The following is a 15,225-nucleotide window of genomic DNA, read 5'->3' as shown; positions in this document are numbered from 1 at the left end:
ATGAGCGACACCCCGCCGGACAGCGTCGTCCGCACGTACATCGACACCCACCGCGCCGCCTTCCTCGAAGACCTCGCCGAGTGGCTCCGCATCCCCTCCGTCTCGGCCCAGCCCGAGCACGCGGGCGACGTACGCCGCAGCGCCGAGTGGCTCGCCGCGAAGCTCAAGGAGACCGGCTTCCCGGTGGCCGAGGTCTGGGAGACCCCCGGCGCCCCCGCCGTCTTCGCGCACTGGCCGAGCCAGGACCCCCAGGCCCCCACCGTCCTCGTCTACGGCCACCACGACGTGCAGCCCGCCGCCCTCGCCGACGGCTGGGACACCGAGCCCTTCGAGCCGGTGGTCCGCGACGGCCGGATGTACGCGCGCGGCGCCGCCGACGACAAGGGCCAGGTGTTCTTCCACACCCTCGGTGTACGGGCCCACCTCGCGGCCACCGGCGCCACCGCCCCGGCCGTCGGCCTCAAGCTGCTCGTCGAGGGCGAGGAGGAGTCCGGGTCCGTCCACTTCCGCGCCCTCGTCGAGGAGCGCGCCGAGACCCTCGCCGCCGATGTCGTGATCGTCTCCGACACCGGCATGTGGTCGGAGACCACCCCCACCGTCTGCACCGGCATGCGCGGCGTCGCCGACTGCGAGATCGACCTCCACGGCCCGGACCAGGACATCCACTCCGGCGCCTTCGGCGGGGCCGTGCCCAACCCGGCCACCGCCGCCGCCCGCCTGGTCGCGGCCCTGCACGACGAGGACGGGCGGGTCACCGTCCCCGGCTTCTACGACGGGATCACCGAGCTCACCGACGAGGAGCGCGCCCTCATCGCCGAGCTGCCCTTCGACGAGTCCGAGTGGCTCCGTACGGCCAGGTCCCACGCGGCCTCCGGCGAGGCCGGGTACACCACCCTGGAGCGGGTCTGGGCCCGTCCCACCGCCGAGGTCAACGGGATCGGCGGCGGCTACCAGGGCCCCGGCGGCAAGACCATCGTGCCCGCCTCCGCCCACCTGAAGCTCTCGTTCCGGCTGGTCTCCGGGCAGGACCCGTACGCGATCGAGGCGGCCCTGACGCAGTGGGTGGCCGCGCGCGTCCCGGCGGGCATCCGGCACGAGATCGTCTTCGGCGCCCCCACCCGGCCCTGCCTGACCCCGCTGGACCACCCGGCCCTGCAGTCCGTCGTCCGGGCCATGGGCCGCGCCTTCGGGCAGAAGATCCGCTTCACCCGCGAGGGCGGCTCGGGCCCCGCGGCGGACCTCCAGGACGTCCTGGGCGCGCCCGTCCTCTTCCTCGGCATCTCCGTCCCCTCCGACGGCTGGCACGCGCCGAACGAGAAGGTCGAGCTGGACCTCCTCCTCAAGGGCGTGGAGGCGAGCGCCTACCTCTGGGGCGACCTGGCCGCCACCGCCCGGCGGGAACCCGCCTGACGGGCGCCCGCGCGCCGGAGTCACCGCACGCCCCGTCCCGCCCCGCACGCCCGACCGAGCAGCAGTCTGCCCGTCCCATCACCGGGGGAGTTGGAAGTACCTGTGAGCACCCGTGTACCCGTGAGTACCCGTAGCGAGCGCCCTGTCTCGCTCGCCGCGCCCAGCGGAATCGACCGCAGCGCGCACCACCGCCTCGACGAGGCGTGGCTCGCCGCCGCCTGGAGCCACCCGAGCACGCGCGTCTTCGTCGTCTCCGGCGGTCAGGTCCTGATCGACGACACCCCCGACGGCTCCACCGGGATCGTGATGACGGCGGCCTTCGAGGCCCCGCTCACCGAGACGCACCGCTACTTCCTGGGCACGGACGAGGACGGCGTACGGTACTTCGCGCTCCAGAAGGACTCGCTGCCCGGCCGCATGGACCAGTCGGCCCGCCCCGCCGGGCTGCGCGAGGCCGGACTGCTGCTGCCCCCGCGCGACGCCGGGCTGATGGTGCACGCCGTCGCACTGGAGAACTGGCAGCGGATGCACCGCTTCTGCTCCCGCTGCGGCGAGCGCACGGTGGTCGCGGCGGCCGGGCACATCCGCCGCTGCCCGGGCTGCGGCGCCGAGCACTACCCGCGCACCGACCCGGCCGTGATCATGCTGGTCACGGACGGCCGGGACCGCGCGCTGCTGGGCCGCCAGGTGCACTGGCCGGAGGGACGCTTCTCGACGCTGGCCGGGTTCGTGGAGCCGGGCGAGTCCATCGAGCAGTCCGTCATCCGCGAGATCTGGGAGGAGGCGGGCGTCAAGGTCGGCGACGTCGCGTACGTGGCCAGCCAGCCGTGGCCCTTCCCGTACAGCCTGATGCTGGGCTTCACGGCCCGCGCCGTCACCTCCGACATCACGGTGGACGGCGAGGAGATCCAGGAGGCCCGCTGGTTCTCCCGCGAGGAGCTGCGCGCGGCGATCGAGGCGGGCGAGGTGCTGCCGCCGTCGGGGATCTCCATCGCGGCCCGGCTGATCGAGTCCTGGTACGGCGAACCCCTGCCCCGGCCGACCGCGTAGCCCGCGACGGGCGGCCGGCGGGCGGGCACGGCAGCAGTCGCTCATTCGGGTGGACCGGCCCTCACCCGCCTCCCGGCGCTGCCCCGACGGCTGTAGGACAGGGGCGTGGCACGTGGAGACAGGCACCCAGAAGAAGGACGTGGAGGCGGCGCTCAAGCGGGCGGAGGGAGTGGGCCTCAAGGTGACGTGCAAGAAGAACGGACACACCTTCGGGTATGTCATCTGCTGCCCCTGCAACCAGTTTGTCCGTGTGGACAGCACCCCTAGGAACGCGGGCAACGAGGCTCGGGAATCGATCGATTCACGCGGAGGCACGAGAACTGTGCGTAACTGGCGTTTCACGCTTCATCTTCAGGGGCCGCTGACTCCGGAGCAGTCGGACACCCTGGACGGTCTGGACCGGTTCAGCGACGGGCGGATCTGCCTGGTCTCAGGACCGAACACGGCAGAGTTCTGGTGCTCCTTCGACGCGGAGCAGCTCACGGAAGCCATCGCGGAGGCCCTTGAAAGGTTCGAGGACTTTCCCGGCGTACTCGTCCGCAGCGTCGAGCTGGACGAGATGGCGCTGGAGGACAACGACATGGCGACGCCGGCCGTCCTCCCCGCGCCGCCGCCGCTCGCCGGCGCCCTCTGAAGCTCCCCGGACTCGTATCCCCAGCACTCCTCCGCCGAGAGTGCTGGGGCTTTTGCGTTCGGGGTCACGCCACCGGCCGCCCTCGGCCCGGACGAACGCCACAGGCCCGGCGGGGACCGCTCCAGCCGTCGGCGGGGTCGGACGGCGGGGTCAGACGGCGAGCGCCTGCTTGACCTGGGCCAGGCTCGGGTTGGTCATGACCGACTCGGTACCGGCGGCGGAGACCACGAGCAGGGTCGGAACCGTCTGGTTGCCGTCGTTCGCCTTCTCGACGAACGCCACGGACTCCGGGTCCCCCTCGATGTTGATCTCGGTGTAGGCGATGCCTTCCCGGTCCAGCTGGGACTTCAGCCGGCGGCAGTAGCCGCACCAGGTGGTGCTGTACATCGTCACGGAGCCCGTGTCCTGCATGCTGCGCTCTCCTCTGTGAGGTCTCGGTGGTCCGAGTACTCGAACGTACGGGACCGCGCCGCCATTCCCGTACGGGCGGGGTGCGTGGTCCATCAGGTGGGCGCCGCGGCGGGACGGCGCGGGACGGTACGGGGAGGCGTGGGACGGGGTGGCGCGACACGTCCGCGCGAAAGAATGGTGTGACAAGTACGACGGACGGGCGCGGGCTGTGGACAAGTATCCCGTCCGGCCCACGAGACCTGGCAGCATGGCGGTGTGACAGCAGCAACGCACTCCTCATCCTTCCCGGCCGGTGGAGACTCGGCCGACGCGGTGCTCCTGGGCCTGGACCCGGAGCAGCGCGAGGTCGCGACGACCCTGAACGGGCCGGTGTGCGTGCTGGCGGGAGCCGGCACGGGCAAGACCAGGGCGATCACCCACCGCATCGCCTACGGCGTCCGCTCCGGGCTCCTCATGCCGGCCAGCGTGCTGGCCGTCACCTTCACCAACCGCGCCGCCGGCGAGATGCGCGGCCGTCTGCGCACCCTCGGCGCGGGCGGCGTCCAGGCCCGGACCTTCCACTCCGCGGCCCTGCGCCAGCTCCAGTACTTCTGGCCCCGGGCCATCGGCGGGGAGCTGCCCAGACTGCTGGAACGCAAGATCCAGTTCGTCGCCGAGGCCGGGGCCCGGTGCCGGGTCCGCCTCGACCGCAACGAGCTGCGCGACGTCACCGGTGAGATCGAGTGGGCCAAGGTCACCCAGACCGTGCCCGCCGACTACCCGGCGGCGGCCCTCAAGACGGGCCGTGAGGCCCCCCGGGACATGGCCGAGATCGCGCAGATCTACGCGATGTACGAGCAGCTCAAACGCGACCGCTCCATGATCGACTTCGAGGACGTGCTGCTCCTCACCGTCGGCATCCTCCAGGACCGCCAGGACATCGCCGAGCAGATCCGCACCCAGTACCAGCACTTCGTGGTGGACGAGTACCAGGACGTCAGCCCCCTCCAGCAGCGGCTGCTCGACCTGTGGCTCGGCGAGCGCGACAACCTCTGTGTCGTCGGTGACGCCAGCCAGACGATCTACTCCTTCACCGGCGCCACCCCCGACCACCTCCTCAACTTCCGCACCCGTTACCCGCAGGCCACCGTGGTCAAGCTGATCCGCGACTACCGCTCCACCCCCCAGGTCGTCCACCTGGCCAACGGACTCCTGAACCAGGCCAAGGGCAGGGCCGCCGAGCACCGCCTGGAACTGATCTCCCAGCGCGAGCCCGGCCCCGACCCGGTCTACGCCGAGTACCCCGACGAACCGGCCGAGGCCGAGGGGGTCGCGGGCCGCGTCCGCGACCTGATCGCGGCGGGCGTCCCGGCGGGCGAGATCGCGGTCCTCTACCGCATCAACGCCCAGTCCGAGGTCTACGAGCAGGCCCTCGCCGATGCCGGAGTCCCCTACCAGCTGCGCGGGGCCGAGCGGTTCTTCGAACGCGCGGAGGTCCAGAAGGCGGTCCTCGCCCTGCGCGGAGCCGCCCGCTCCGGCGGGAACGACCCGCTGCTCGACCAGGTCGTCGAGCTCGGCTCCCAGGTCCGCGCCGTGCTCAGCTCCACCGGCTGGAGCATGGAGCCGCCCGCCGGCTCGGGCGCCGTGCGCGACCAGTGGGAGTCCCTGGCCGCGCTGGCCCGCCTCGCCGACGACTTCGCCCGGACCCGGCCCGGGGCCACCCTGGCGGACCTCACGGTCGAGCTGGAGGAACGCAAGGCCGCCCAGCACGCCCCGACCGTCCAGGGCGTCACCCTCGCCTCGCTGCACGCGGCGAAGGGCCTGGAGTGGGACGCGGTCTTCGTCGTCGGCCTCACCGACGGCATGATCCCGATCACCTACGCCAAGACCGACGAACAGGTCGAGGAGGAACGTCGGCTGCTCTACGTCGGCGTCACCCGGGCCCGGGTGCACCTGACGCTTTCCTGGGCCCTCTCCCGGGCCCCCGGCGGCCGGGCCTCCCGCCGCCCCAGCCGTTTCCTGAACGGCCTGCGGCCGGGCTCCGCGGCCCCGGGCAGCCGGGCGGGCGCCGAGCCCGGCACCCGCAAGCGCGGCCGTCGCGGCCCGGTGCTGTGCCGGGTCTGCGGCAAGACCCTGACCGAGGCCGGCGAGCTGAAGCTGATGCGCTGCGAGGACTGCCCGTCCGACATGGACGAGGCGCTCTACGAGCGGCTGCGCGAGTGGCGCTCGGCCCAGGCGAAGGAGCAGGGGCTCCCCGCGTACTGCGTCTTCACGGACAAGACGCTGATGGCGATCGCCGAGGCCGTACCGGAGCAGGAGGGAGAGCTCTCGATGATCTCCGGAGTGGGTGGACGCAAGCTTGAGCGGTACGGCGCCGACGTCCTGGCCATCTGCGCAGGTCAGGACGGAGAGGCCGAGGAAGCTGACGACGCGTAGAAACTCGTCGGAAAAATAGTTTGCACATGCCCAACGAATCCCCATAGGTTCTTAGCAACGGAAACGGTGGCTTCTCCGAAGCCCCTGATCCGTGCTGTACTTATCCGAATACGCATGGGACAGGCCCCCGGGCCAGGTCCCCGAGACGCCGAGAGGAGGCGAGACCAGTGACCAGCTTCATCGACTTCAGCACGATGACCGACCGCTCGGTCGACGCTTCCTGCCTGCTCGGTTCCGTCTCCCTCCGGGGCACCGGTCTGTCTGCGATCGCCGCCGACAGTCCCGCTCTGATGGCGATCCTCCCGGTCTCCGAGCGCAATGAGCGACCGACCCAGGCACCGGTGGCGGTAAAGGAAGCCGAGGCGCACGCCTATGGCTTTGCGCCCGCAGCCGGTGCCGGATTCCAGAAGAAGCAGACCAAGCAGACCACCACGACGCAGCAGCACCACCACCTGATGTGGGCCTTCCGCGGGCTCGAACCCTGGAGTGATCCAGTCTGATCGCACGATCAGACCGGCGCCTTCAGGGCCGCGGAACCCCACCCGGGTACCGCGGCCCTTCTGTTTGTCCCGAACGGGGCGACGCAGTCGAAGGGGCCTCGGGACCGGCAGGACCAGGTACCAGCCGCCGCACCCGGCCGACCGGCCGGAACGACCAGCCGAACAAGACGAGGAAGAAAAACACCGTGCAACTCGAAGCGCACGCCCCGTCCGTACCTCAGACCCAGACGATCTCCCCGCCCGCAGTCCCGGAGGACTCCACCTTGACCCCGCTCACGGCGCTCACCGCGCTCGACGACGCCATCGAGAACCTCGGCGTACCCGTTCCCTGCCGCACCTTCGACCCCGAGGTCTTCTTCGCCGAGTCCCCGGCCGACGTCGAGTACGCCAAGTCGCTCTGCCGCACCTGCCCCCTGGTCGAGGCCTGCCTCGCCGGGGCGGCCGAGCGCCGCGAGCCCTGGGGCGTCTGGGGCGGCGAGCTCTTCGTCCAGGGCGTGGTCGTCGCCCGCAAGCGCCCCCGTGGCCGTCCGCGCAAGAACCCGGTCGCGGCATGAACGCCCTCGGAACCATCGACCGTCCCCTCACGCACGACCCCTTGAACGTGAAGCAGGCCCTCATGACCCCTCACACCACGAGCGAACAGCCGCACGGCTCCGCCACGACTGCCTTCATCACCACCGGCGAGATCACCTCGCGCCAGAACAGGACCCGCGAAATGCAACTCATCCCAGAAGCCCTGGCTCGTGCCCATATGGACGACCGCATGCGCGAGGTGGACGCCGAGCGTCACGCCGTGCGCCTGGTCGCCGCCCGCCGCATGCAGCGGCGGGCCGAGCGGGTCTCGCTGCGCGCCCGGCGCGCACTGGCCATGGCCGTCATGCACTGACGGCCGTACCGAGCCGAACAACAGCCTCCCGGGGGCCGGTCCGAACGGACCGGCCCCCGGGCCCGTCGGGGCGTCCGGGCCCTGCGCCGAGAACCCGACGAGGCGGGCGAGCGCGTCCCCGGGCGCGGAAACCCGGCTCGTAAGGGCGTGACCGAGTACCGCGTCCTGGCGCTGCCGCGCACCGCCCGTCGTGCGGAGCGGACCTGCCGAGGAAGCTCGGTGACCCGTGGACCATCGCGGGGACCGCCCGGCGCGAGGAGCCGCCGGCGCCCTCGGTCGGCGCCCTCGGCCGGAGCCTCTACTCCTCGGTGCGGAACCCCGGGAGCCAGGAGTCGAGTTCCTCCCGCAGCCGCACCGTCGCGCCGAGCTGGCACAGGACCCCGATGGTGCTCAGCGTGACCCGGTGCATCAGCAGGTACGAAGGCGGCAGATTGATCTGGCGGCCCAACTGGTGTGCGGGGGAGCGGGGATCGGCGATCCGCGCGGCCTGGCCGCGCAGCCACGGCCGGGTGAAGGTGAACTCCCCGGCCTCGGCGGGCTCGATGATCGGCTTCAAGTAGTCCAGTACCGCACCCGGGTCGAGGGTGACGGATTCCCTCACGAACCCCTCGGCGCACAGGTGCCCGTAGACCCCCTCGGCGTCACCGTCCAGCGTCATCCGCAGCGACCTGCCGATGGGCTTGGGCCAGCCGCCGGGCAACCGGTCGACCGTGCCGAAGTCCAGCACGCCCAGCCGCATCCTGCCGTCCGCACCGGTCACCAGCCGGAAGTTCCCCGGGTGCGGATCGGCGTGCAGCAGCCCGGTGCGGGCCGGGCCGGAGAAGAGGAACCGGGCCAGCAACTGCCCGGCGCGGTCGCGCTCCTCCTGGGTGCCGTCGGATATCACCTCCGACAGCGGGGTCCCCTCCAGCCACTCGGTCACCAGCACCTGGTCGCCCTGGTGCACGACATCCGGCACGACCACGTCCGGGTCACCGTCGAACGCGTCCGCGTGCGTCCGCTGGGCCTCGGCCTCCAGCTCGTAGTCCAGCTCCTCCGTGACCCGGTCGCGCAACTCCTTGATCAGCGGCTTGATCTCCATACCGGGGATCAGCGGCCCCAGCAGCCCCGCGAACCGGCCCAACTGCTTGAGGTCCGACAGCAGCGCCTCACCGGCCCCCGGGTACTGCACCTTGACCGCCACCGGCCGCCCGTCGTGCCACACGGCCCGGTGCACCTGCCCGATCGAGGCAGCCGCCGCGGGCTTGTCCTCGAACTCCGTGAACAGCTCCCGCCAGTCCGCGCCCAGCCGGTCGGCCAGCACCCGGTGCACCGTCCCCGCCGGAAGGGGCGGGGCCGCCTCCTGGAGCTTGGTCAGCGCCGCCCGGTAGGGTCCCGCGACCTCCTCCGGCAGCGCCGACTCGAAGACCGAGAGCGCCTGGCCGAACTTCATGGCGCCCCCCTTCAACTCGCCGAGCGTGCGGAAGAGCTGCTCGGCGGTGCGCTGCTGGAGCTCGCGCGCCACGATCTCCGCCGACTTGCCCCCGAGCCGCTTGCCCAGCCCCCAGGTGGCCCGTCCCGCGATGCCCAGCGGCAGCGCGGCCAGTTTGACGGTACGGGTGACCGCCTTTCGGGGAAGATCAGACATACGCCCCTCCAGTTCCCAGACTGCGGTGCCGCACGCGGCGGTTCGGGATGACCCCCGGACAGACGCATCCTGTCATGACGCCTCCGGCCGCTCCCCTCCCGATCCTCCCCCCACCTGCTCCAGCACGGCTCGACGCCCCTCCTCCGCGAGGCCGCCGGCCGCGCCGCAGGGACAGCCGGGGTGGGGGAGGACCGGGGTGCGTTCCCAGTGGAGGCCGGGAAGGGCCGCCTCCCAGCGGGAGGCGGTGGAGGCGGGGAGCGACCCGTCGAGGAAGGACAGCGCGTGGGCCGCGGCCAGGCCCGCCACCGCCGTCGACAGACCCAGGTCACAGGCGGCGGTCGCGCGCCGGCGGTGGACCGAACGCCACTGGACCAGCATCCTCGGCCAGGCCGGGTCCCGCTCCACCCGCTCGCGCTCCATGCACCCCGCGCAGGCGCTGGAGCCCGGCAGCACCAGCGGCCCCACCAGCCCGGTGCCCTCCAGCACCCCCGCGTACAGGTGCGGGGTCCCGGTGGCGACCCAGTCCGCCGCGGTGTCCGGGTCGGGGGCCCAGGCGTGCAGCCCGTCCCGCGGCGCGACCACCACCAGGGAGAACCCCGGCTCCGGATCACCGCTCCCCCCGGGCCGCGGAGCACGCCCCGGGGCCGACTCGCGCACCAGCGCCCCAGCGGCCTCGGCCCGCATCCGGTCCACGCTCCCGGGACCCAGCCCGCCCGGAGCCACGTCCGCCGGCTCCACCCGGCCCCCGTCGAGCACCTCGACCCGGCCGACACCGGCCCCCGCCAGGACCGAGGCGATCACCGCGCCGACCCGGCCGCTCCCGCGCACCTGGACCCGTATCGCCCGGCGCGCGGCGGCGCCCCGCAAGTCCCCGCCCGGCTCCCGGTGGACCAGGGAGAGGGAGCCCAGGTCGGGCCCCAGCCGTGCCAGGGCCTCGGGCCGCGCCCGCACGGCCTGGGCGGCCGGGCCGCCCGCCGTGGCGTCGTCCAGCAGCCCGGCGCCCGCCAGACACCGGACCACCTCGTCCGCCCGGCCGTCCGGCAGCCCCATCGCCGAGGCTTCCGCCCGCAGCAGCGCCATGCCCCGCGTGCCGTCGATCCGGTCGATCAGCGAGCCCGTCGCCGTGTCGACCGGGCCGAACACCACCGCATGGGCCGGTGTCACCCCGAACTGCACCGTCTCCCGGTCCCGCCAGGCCCGCGCCAGCGCGGGTTTCACCTTCGGATACATCGCCCGTCCTCCCGTTCCGCGTCCCCGCTCCCGTTCCCGCTCCCGCTCTTCGTTCTCCGTGCTTCCGCCACCTTGCCCGGCCTCCGGAATCCGTGCGGAGTTTTATCCACAGGCGAGGGGTATTAGGCATATGAGATGAATGAAAAAGTCTTCCGGGACCCGACGGGGAATCGGTCATGTTCGAACCGTGGAGAGGCGGGACTTCCACCGTGACGACCGGGTACCGTCGTGGCGTGTCCGCCGATCCATCGCAGCGTGCCGTCGAAGTCCGCCGGAGCGCGCGCCGCCGCAGGACCGTGTCCGCCTACCGCGAGGGTGACCGTACGGTCGTCCTCATCCCTGCCCGGATGTCCGAGGCCGAGGAGCGGCGCTGGGTGGGCGTCATGCTCGACAAGCTGGCCGCGCAGGAGAGCAGACGCACCCTCGGGGACGCGGAACTCACCGAGCGGGCCGAGCGTTTGTCCGAGCAGTACTTCGGTGGCCGCGCCCGCCCCCGCTCCGTCCGCTGGGTCGGCAACCAGAACACCCGCTGGGGTTCCTGCACCCCGGCCGAAGCCAGCATCCGGCTCTCCGACCGCCTCCAGGGGATGCCGGAGTACGTGGTCGACTACGTGCTCCTGCACGAGCTGGCCCACCTGCTCGTGCCCGGTCACGGCCCCCGCTTCTGGGAACTGCTGGAGGCCTACCCGCGGACCGAGCGGGCCCGCGGCTACCTGGAGGGAGCGAGCGCCTCCGGGCGCCTCCCGAAGGTTCCCGCCGCCCGCGACGAATGAACGGGATGAACCGGACGAACCGGACGGGCGAAGCCGGACGGACGAAGCCGCACGAGCGGCCAGGACCCCGGCTGTGACCGGGACCGGACAGCCGTGAGGGGCGGCCCCGCGCGTCGCGCGCGGAGCCGCCCCTCACGGGCCCGTCATCTCCCGGTCACAGCCGGGCCAGCGTCGCCTCCATGAGGCGGACCACCGAGGTGTCGGCCACGTCCGCCACCTCCGCGTACGGGAACCAGCGCAGGTCCAGCGACTCCTCGCTGATCTCCGCGACCGCCCCGGCCGGCGCCAGCGCCGCGTACTGCACGTCCAGGTGCCAGTTGCACGGCGCCGGGATCGGATGCCGGTCCAGCCGCACCGGGCCACCGGGCAGCAGGGTCAGCCCGGCGGCGATGCCCGACTCCTCGCGGGCCTCGCGCAGCGCCGTCCGTGCCAGCGTGGCGTCACCGGGCTCGCAGTGGCCGCCCATCTGGAGCCACATGCCGAGCTTCTTGTGCAGGGTCAGCAGGACGCGCCCCCGCGCCGGGTCGACCACCAGCGCGCTGCCGGTGACGTGCCCGGCCCCGCAGGGCTTGTAGACCCCGTCCGGGTACGAGGCCAGGTGTTCCAGGTAGAGCTCCCGCAGCCCGTCCTGGGCCGCCCGCTCCGCCTCGTCCGCGCCCCGGCCCTCGTACCCCTTCAGGACGAGGACCGCGTCTTCGTGCAGGCTCACTTCTTCCCGTCGCCCTCTGCCCCGGTCCCGCCGTCCTCGTCGCGCTCGCGGGCCGCCTCGCCGAGCATCTTGTCGATCTCGGAGAAGTCCAGCTGCTCGCGGTGGACGAAGCCGTCCGGGTCGTCCAGGTCGGAGGCGGTCGGCAGCATGTCCGGGTGCTCCCACAGCCCGTCACGGCCGTCCACACCGCGCGCGTCGGTGAGCGAGGCCCACAGCCGCGAGGCGTCGCGCAGCCGGCGCGGACGCAGCTCCAGCCCGATCAGCGTCGCGAAGGTCTGCTCCGCCGGGCCGCCCGAGGCGCGCCGCCGGCGCATCGTCTCGCGCATCGCGTCCGCCGAGGTCAGACGGGGTTTGGCCGCCGCGTGGACCACCGCGTCGACCCAGCCCTCGACCAGCGCGAGCGCCGTCTCCAGACGGGCCAGGGCGGCCTTCTGCTCCGGGGTGTCCTGCGGCTGGAACATGCCGCCCTGGAGCGCTTCCTGGAGCTGCTCCGGGTTGGACGGGTCCAGCTGGCCGACCACGTCCTCCAGCTTCGAGGTGTCGACCTTGATCCCGCGCGCGTACCCCTCGACGGCGCCGAACAGGTGCGAGCGCAGCCACGGCACGTGCGCGAAGAGGCGGGCGTGCGCCGCCTCGCGCAGGGCGAGGTAGAGCCGCACCTCCTCCGAGGGGACGCCCAGGTCCTTGCCGAAGCTCTCGATGTTCAGCGGCAGCAGCGCGGCCTTGCCCGCCGGGCCCAGCGGAAGCCCCACATCGGTCGAGCCGACGACCTCGCCCGCGAGCACCCCCACGGCCTGGCCGATCTGCTGGCCGAACATGGCCCCGCCCATGGAACGCATCATGCCGAGCAGCGGGCCCGCCATGGCCTGCATCTCCTCGGGCAGGACGCCGCCCATGGCCGCGCCGACGCGCTCGGCGACCGGGTCGACGAGCTCCTTCCACACCGGAAGGGTCGCCTCCACCCACTCGGCGCGGCTCCACGCCACCGCCGTGGTGGCGCCGGAGGGCAGCGAGGTCACGCCGTCCAGCCACAGGTCGGCCAGGCGCACGGCCTCCTCGACGGCGGACTTCTCGGCGATCCCGACGCTGGTGTCCTTCACCCCGTCCGCCGTGCCCTGGGCGACGGTCTGGCGGGCGATGTCCTTGGCCATGTCCCAGTTCACGGGACCGCCCTCGTAGCTGAGCATCTGGCCGAGCTGCTGGAAGGCGGCTCCGAGGTCGTTCGGGTTCATCGACCCGAACATCGCGGCGAACGGGTTCTCCGCGCCGCCCTGGCCTCCGGCGCCGCCCGGCAGGCCCATGCCGCCGCCGAACCCGAACGGATTCGGGCCGCCCTGGCCGCCCTGCCGGTCCTTCTTCTTGCCCTCGTCGCCGTTGTCCGGCTCCTCCGGCGGAAGGCCGAATCCGAATGGGGTGTCGCTCACGGGTTTCCTCGGCTCGTAGGGCCGCCGGCGGGAGCCGACGGGCAATGGTCCGACAACACCACCAGCGTAGACACCAGAACCGCATCCGGGCTCGGTGCTCCGCCGACTCCTGGGCTGCGGCAGGATGGACATCACCTGGTGGGTACGCGTCATGACGCGTCCCTACTGAAGACAACCGCTGGAGACGCCCGGTGAGTTCCCCAGATCCGCAGGTTCGCGTGCCGCACGACGCCGAGAACCGCCCTGACCACGGTGACAGCGCCCACGGCGTTCGCCAGCCGCGAAACCCGCCCCTGCGGGGCCCGGTGATCGCCGTGACCGGCGCCGCGTCGGGCGTCGGCGCGGCGCTGGTGAGCCGCCTGGCCGCCTCCGGCGAGGTCAAGCAGGTCGTCGCGATCGACGAACGGCGCGGCGAGTGCGCCGCCGCCCAGTGGCACCTCCTGGACGTACGCGACCCCGCGATCGCCGAGAAACTGCGCGGCGCGGACGTGGTGGTCCACCTCGCCCTCGACCTCGACCTGGAGACCGACCCGGCGGCCCGTACGGCGTACAACGTGCGCGGGACCCAGACCGTCCTGACGGCCGCCGCGGCGGCCGGGGTCCACCGGGTCGTGCTCTGCACCTCCGCGATGGTCTACGGGGCCCTGCCGGACAACGACATCCCGCTCTCGGAGGACTCCGAGCTGCGGGCCACCGCCGAGGCCACCGGCGTCGGCGACCTGCTGGAGATCGAACGGCTCGGCCGCCGGGCCCCCCGCGCGCACCCCGGCCTGAACGTCACCGTGGTCCGCCCGGCGGTCCTGGTCGGCGGCACCGACACCGCGCTGACCCGCTACTTCGAGTCCCCGCGCCTGCTCGTGGTGGCCGGGTCCCGCCCCACCTGGCAGTTCTGCCACGTGGAGGACCTGGTCAGCGCCCTGGAGTACGCGGCCCTGGAGAAGGTCGACGGCGAACTCGCCGTCGGCTGCGAGGGCTGGCTGGAGCAGGAGGAGGTCGAGGAGCTGAGCGGCATCCGCCGGATGGAACTGCCCTCGGCGGTCGCGCTGGGCGCCGCGGCCCGGCTCCACCGGATCGGCCTGACCCCGTCCCCCGCCGGGGACCTCGCCTACACCATGCACCCCTGGGTGGTCAGCGTCAGCCGGCTGCACGCGGCGGGGTGGCGGCCCCGCTGGACCAACGAGGAGGTCCTGGCGGAGCTGCTCCAGGAGGCCGCGGGCCGCCACACGGTCGCCGGCCGCCGCCTGGGCCGCAAGGACGCCGCCACGGCGGCCGGGGCCGCGGGGGCGACGGTGGCCCTGCTGGGCGCCGCCGCCGCGGTGCGCCGGGCCCGCAGGCGCCGCGGGATCTGACCCGGACCGTACGGCGCCCGGACCGTACGGCGCCCCGGGTCCCGCCGCCGGCGGTCCGCGGGGCCTCCCGGAGGCTCCACCTCCCGGAGTCGTACGGTTGGTCACGTCCGCTGTTCCGTAGGGACCGGGCGGTGGGGCACGATGGGCCGTATGGCTCCGTACTTCGACCACCCCGGCGAGCAGGCCGCTCCGGACCCGGTCCGGCTGCTCGCGATCCGTGACACCCCGCTCTCGATCGACGAGGTGTTCCGGGCCGTGGGCGAGGACGCGGCGGGCGGCACGGCCCTCTTCGTCGGCACGGTGCGCAACCACGACGGCGGCGCCGACGTCGAGGGGCTCGGCTACTCCTGCCACCCGACGGCCGAGGCGGAGCTGCGCCGCGTCGCCGAACGCGTCGCGGCCAAGTACCCGGTCCGCGCCCTGGCGGCCGTCCACCGCGTCGGTGACCTGGCCGTCGGTGACCTCGCCGTGGTCGTCGCCGTCTCCTGCGCGCACCGCGGCGAGGCGTTCGAGGCGTGCCGGATGCTGATCGACGACCTCAAGCACGAGGTCCCGATCTGGAAGCACCAGACCTTCGCCGACGGCACCGGGGAATGGGTCGGCGCCTGCTGAACCCCGGGGACGGGGCCCTGCCCGGGGCCCGTCCGGTCCGGGTGCCGTTTCCGCGTCCGGTGCCGGTCGAGCCCCCGGACGCCGTTCAAGCCCCCGGACGGGGACGGGGCCCTGCCCGGGGCCCGTCCGGTCCGGGTGCCGTTTCCGCGTCCGGTGCCGGTCGAGCCCCCGGACGCCGTTCAAGCCCCCGGACGC

Annotated in this window: 15 protein-coding genes and 1 pseudogene; 11 read left to right on the top strand and 5 right to left on the bottom strand. The window is 73.2% G+C overall.

Going from position 1 to position 15,225, the window contains the following annotated elements:
• From ACIA5F_RS03010 to ACIA5F_RS02995, 4 genes and pseudogenes are all read left to right on the top strand, one after another.
• Window positions 1-1,410 (top strand): dipeptidase, encoded by a 1,410-nt coding sequence (locus tag ACIA5F_RS03010; RefSeq protein ID WP_399348447.1) that lies wholly within the window; start codon window positions 1-3, stop codon window positions 1,408-1,410.
• Between the two features lie 120 nt (window positions 1,411-1,530).
• Window positions 1,531-2,460: an NAD(+) diphosphatase gene (gene nudC / locus ACIA5F_RS03005; protein WP_399348445.1), complete on the top strand. Its 930-nt coding sequence runs from the start codon at window positions 1,531-1,533 to the stop codon at window positions 2,458-2,460.
• Window positions 2,461-2,565: 105 nt separating this feature from the next.
• A pseudogene (locus ACIA5F_RS03000) lies at window positions 2,566-2,790 on the top strand (hypothetical protein).
• A complete protein-coding gene (locus ACIA5F_RS02995; RefSeq protein ID WP_399348443.1) occupies window positions 2,783-3,094 on the top strand; it encodes a hypothetical protein in 312 nt (103 codons plus the stop codon). Before ACIA5F_RS03000 ends, ACIA5F_RS02995 begins: the two are co-directional and overlap by 8 nt.
• A gap of 150 nt (window positions 3,095-3,244) precedes the next feature.
• Here the strand turns inward: ACIA5F_RS02995 and ACIA5F_RS02990 are convergent, their stop codons facing one another.
• The gene (locus ACIA5F_RS02990; RefSeq protein WP_399348441.1) at window positions 3,245-3,505 is read right to left on the bottom strand and encodes a glutaredoxin family protein; all 261 of its coding nucleotides are present in this window, start codon (window positions 3,503-3,505) and stop codon (window positions 3,245-3,247) included.
• Window positions 3,506-3,760: 255 nt separating this feature from the next.
• Here ACIA5F_RS02990 and ACIA5F_RS02985 point away from each other — a divergent pair, with 255 nt between their 5' ends.
• From ACIA5F_RS02985 to ACIA5F_RS02970, 4 genes are all read left to right on the top strand, one after another.
• Window positions 3,761-5,920 carry an ATP-dependent DNA helicase UvrD2 gene (locus tag ACIA5F_RS02985; RefSeq protein ID WP_399348440.1) on the top strand — a complete coding sequence of 720 codons (2,160 nt, stop codon included), beginning with the start codon at window positions 3,761-3,763 and terminating at the stop codon, window positions 5,918-5,920.
• A gap of 167 nt (window positions 5,921-6,087) precedes the next feature.
• Window positions 6,088-6,420 carry a hypothetical protein gene (locus ACIA5F_RS02980; RefSeq protein ID WP_399348438.1) on the top strand — a complete coding sequence of 111 codons (333 nt, stop codon included), beginning with the start codon at window positions 6,088-6,090 and terminating at the stop codon, window positions 6,418-6,420.
• A 185-nt stretch (window positions 6,421-6,605) separates the two neighbouring features.
• Entirely contained in the window at window positions 6,606-6,974 is a 369-nt protein-coding gene (locus ACIA5F_RS02975; protein ID WP_399348436.1) for a WhiB family transcriptional regulator, read from the top strand.
• Window positions 6,971-7,306 (top strand): hypothetical protein, encoded by a 336-nt coding sequence (locus ACIA5F_RS02970; protein WP_399348434.1) that lies wholly within the window; start codon window positions 6,971-6,973, stop codon window positions 7,304-7,306. Before ACIA5F_RS02975 ends, ACIA5F_RS02970 begins: the two co-directional genes overlap by 4 nt.
• A gap of 298 nt (window positions 7,307-7,604) precedes the next feature.
• On the opposite strand, the gene ACIA5F_RS02965 is transcribed toward ACIA5F_RS02970, so the two are convergent.
• Window positions 7,605-8,933: an ABC1 kinase family protein gene (locus ACIA5F_RS02965; RefSeq protein WP_399348432.1), complete on the bottom strand. Its 1,329-nt coding sequence runs from the start codon at window positions 8,931-8,933 to the stop codon at window positions 7,605-7,607.
• 72 nt (window positions 8,934-9,005) lie between these two features.
• A complete protein-coding gene (locus ACIA5F_RS02960) occupies window positions 9,006-10,163 on the bottom strand; it encodes a TOMM precursor leader peptide-binding protein (RefSeq protein WP_399348430.1) in 1,158 nt (385 codons plus the stop codon).
• Between the two features lie 176 nt (window positions 10,164-10,339).
• On the opposite strand from ACIA5F_RS02960, the gene ACIA5F_RS02955 reads away from it, so the two are divergent.
• Window positions 10,340-10,936 (top strand): M48 family metallopeptidase, encoded by a 597-nt coding sequence (locus ACIA5F_RS02955; RefSeq protein WP_399348428.1) that lies wholly within the window; start codon window positions 10,340-10,342, stop codon window positions 10,934-10,936.
• A gap of 154 nt (window positions 10,937-11,090) precedes the next feature.
• Here ACIA5F_RS02955 and ACIA5F_RS02950 read toward each other — a convergent pair whose 3' ends face one another.
• Together ACIA5F_RS02950 and ACIA5F_RS02945 are read right to left on the bottom strand one after the other, a co-directional pair.
• The gene (locus ACIA5F_RS02950; protein ID WP_399348426.1) at window positions 11,091-11,645 is read right to left on the bottom strand and encodes an NUDIX hydrolase; all 555 of its coding nucleotides are present in this window, start codon (window positions 11,643-11,645) and stop codon (window positions 11,091-11,093) included.
• Window positions 11,642-13,069 (bottom strand): zinc-dependent metalloprotease, encoded by a 1,428-nt coding sequence (locus ACIA5F_RS02945; RefSeq protein ID WP_399348425.1) that lies wholly within the window; start codon window positions 13,067-13,069, stop codon window positions 11,642-11,644. The genes ACIA5F_RS02950 and ACIA5F_RS02945 overlap by 4 nt, the downstream gene beginning before the upstream one ends.
• 191 nt (window positions 13,070-13,260) lie before the next feature.
• On the opposite strand from ACIA5F_RS02945, the gene ACIA5F_RS02940 reads away from it, so the two are divergent.
• Window positions 13,261-14,418 (top strand): SDR family oxidoreductase, encoded by a 1,158-nt coding sequence (locus ACIA5F_RS02940; protein WP_399348423.1) that lies wholly within the window; start codon window positions 13,261-13,263, stop codon window positions 14,416-14,418.
• Between the two features lie 150 nt (window positions 14,419-14,568).
• The gene (locus tag ACIA5F_RS02935; protein ID WP_399348421.1) at window positions 14,569-15,030 is read left to right on the top strand and encodes a molybdenum cofactor biosynthesis protein MoaE; all 462 of its coding nucleotides are present in this window, start codon (window positions 14,569-14,571) and stop codon (window positions 15,028-15,030) included.
• The last annotated feature ends 195 nt before the right edge of the window (window positions 15,031-15,225 follow it).

This window comes from Streptomyces sp. NPDC051567 (assembly GCF_044454165.1).
GTDB lineage: Bacteria > Actinomycetota > Actinomycetes > Streptomycetales > Streptomycetaceae > Streptomyces.
The sequence above is the reverse complement of the archived record's forward strand: the minus strand, read 5'-3'. Positions and strand labels throughout refer to the sequence as shown.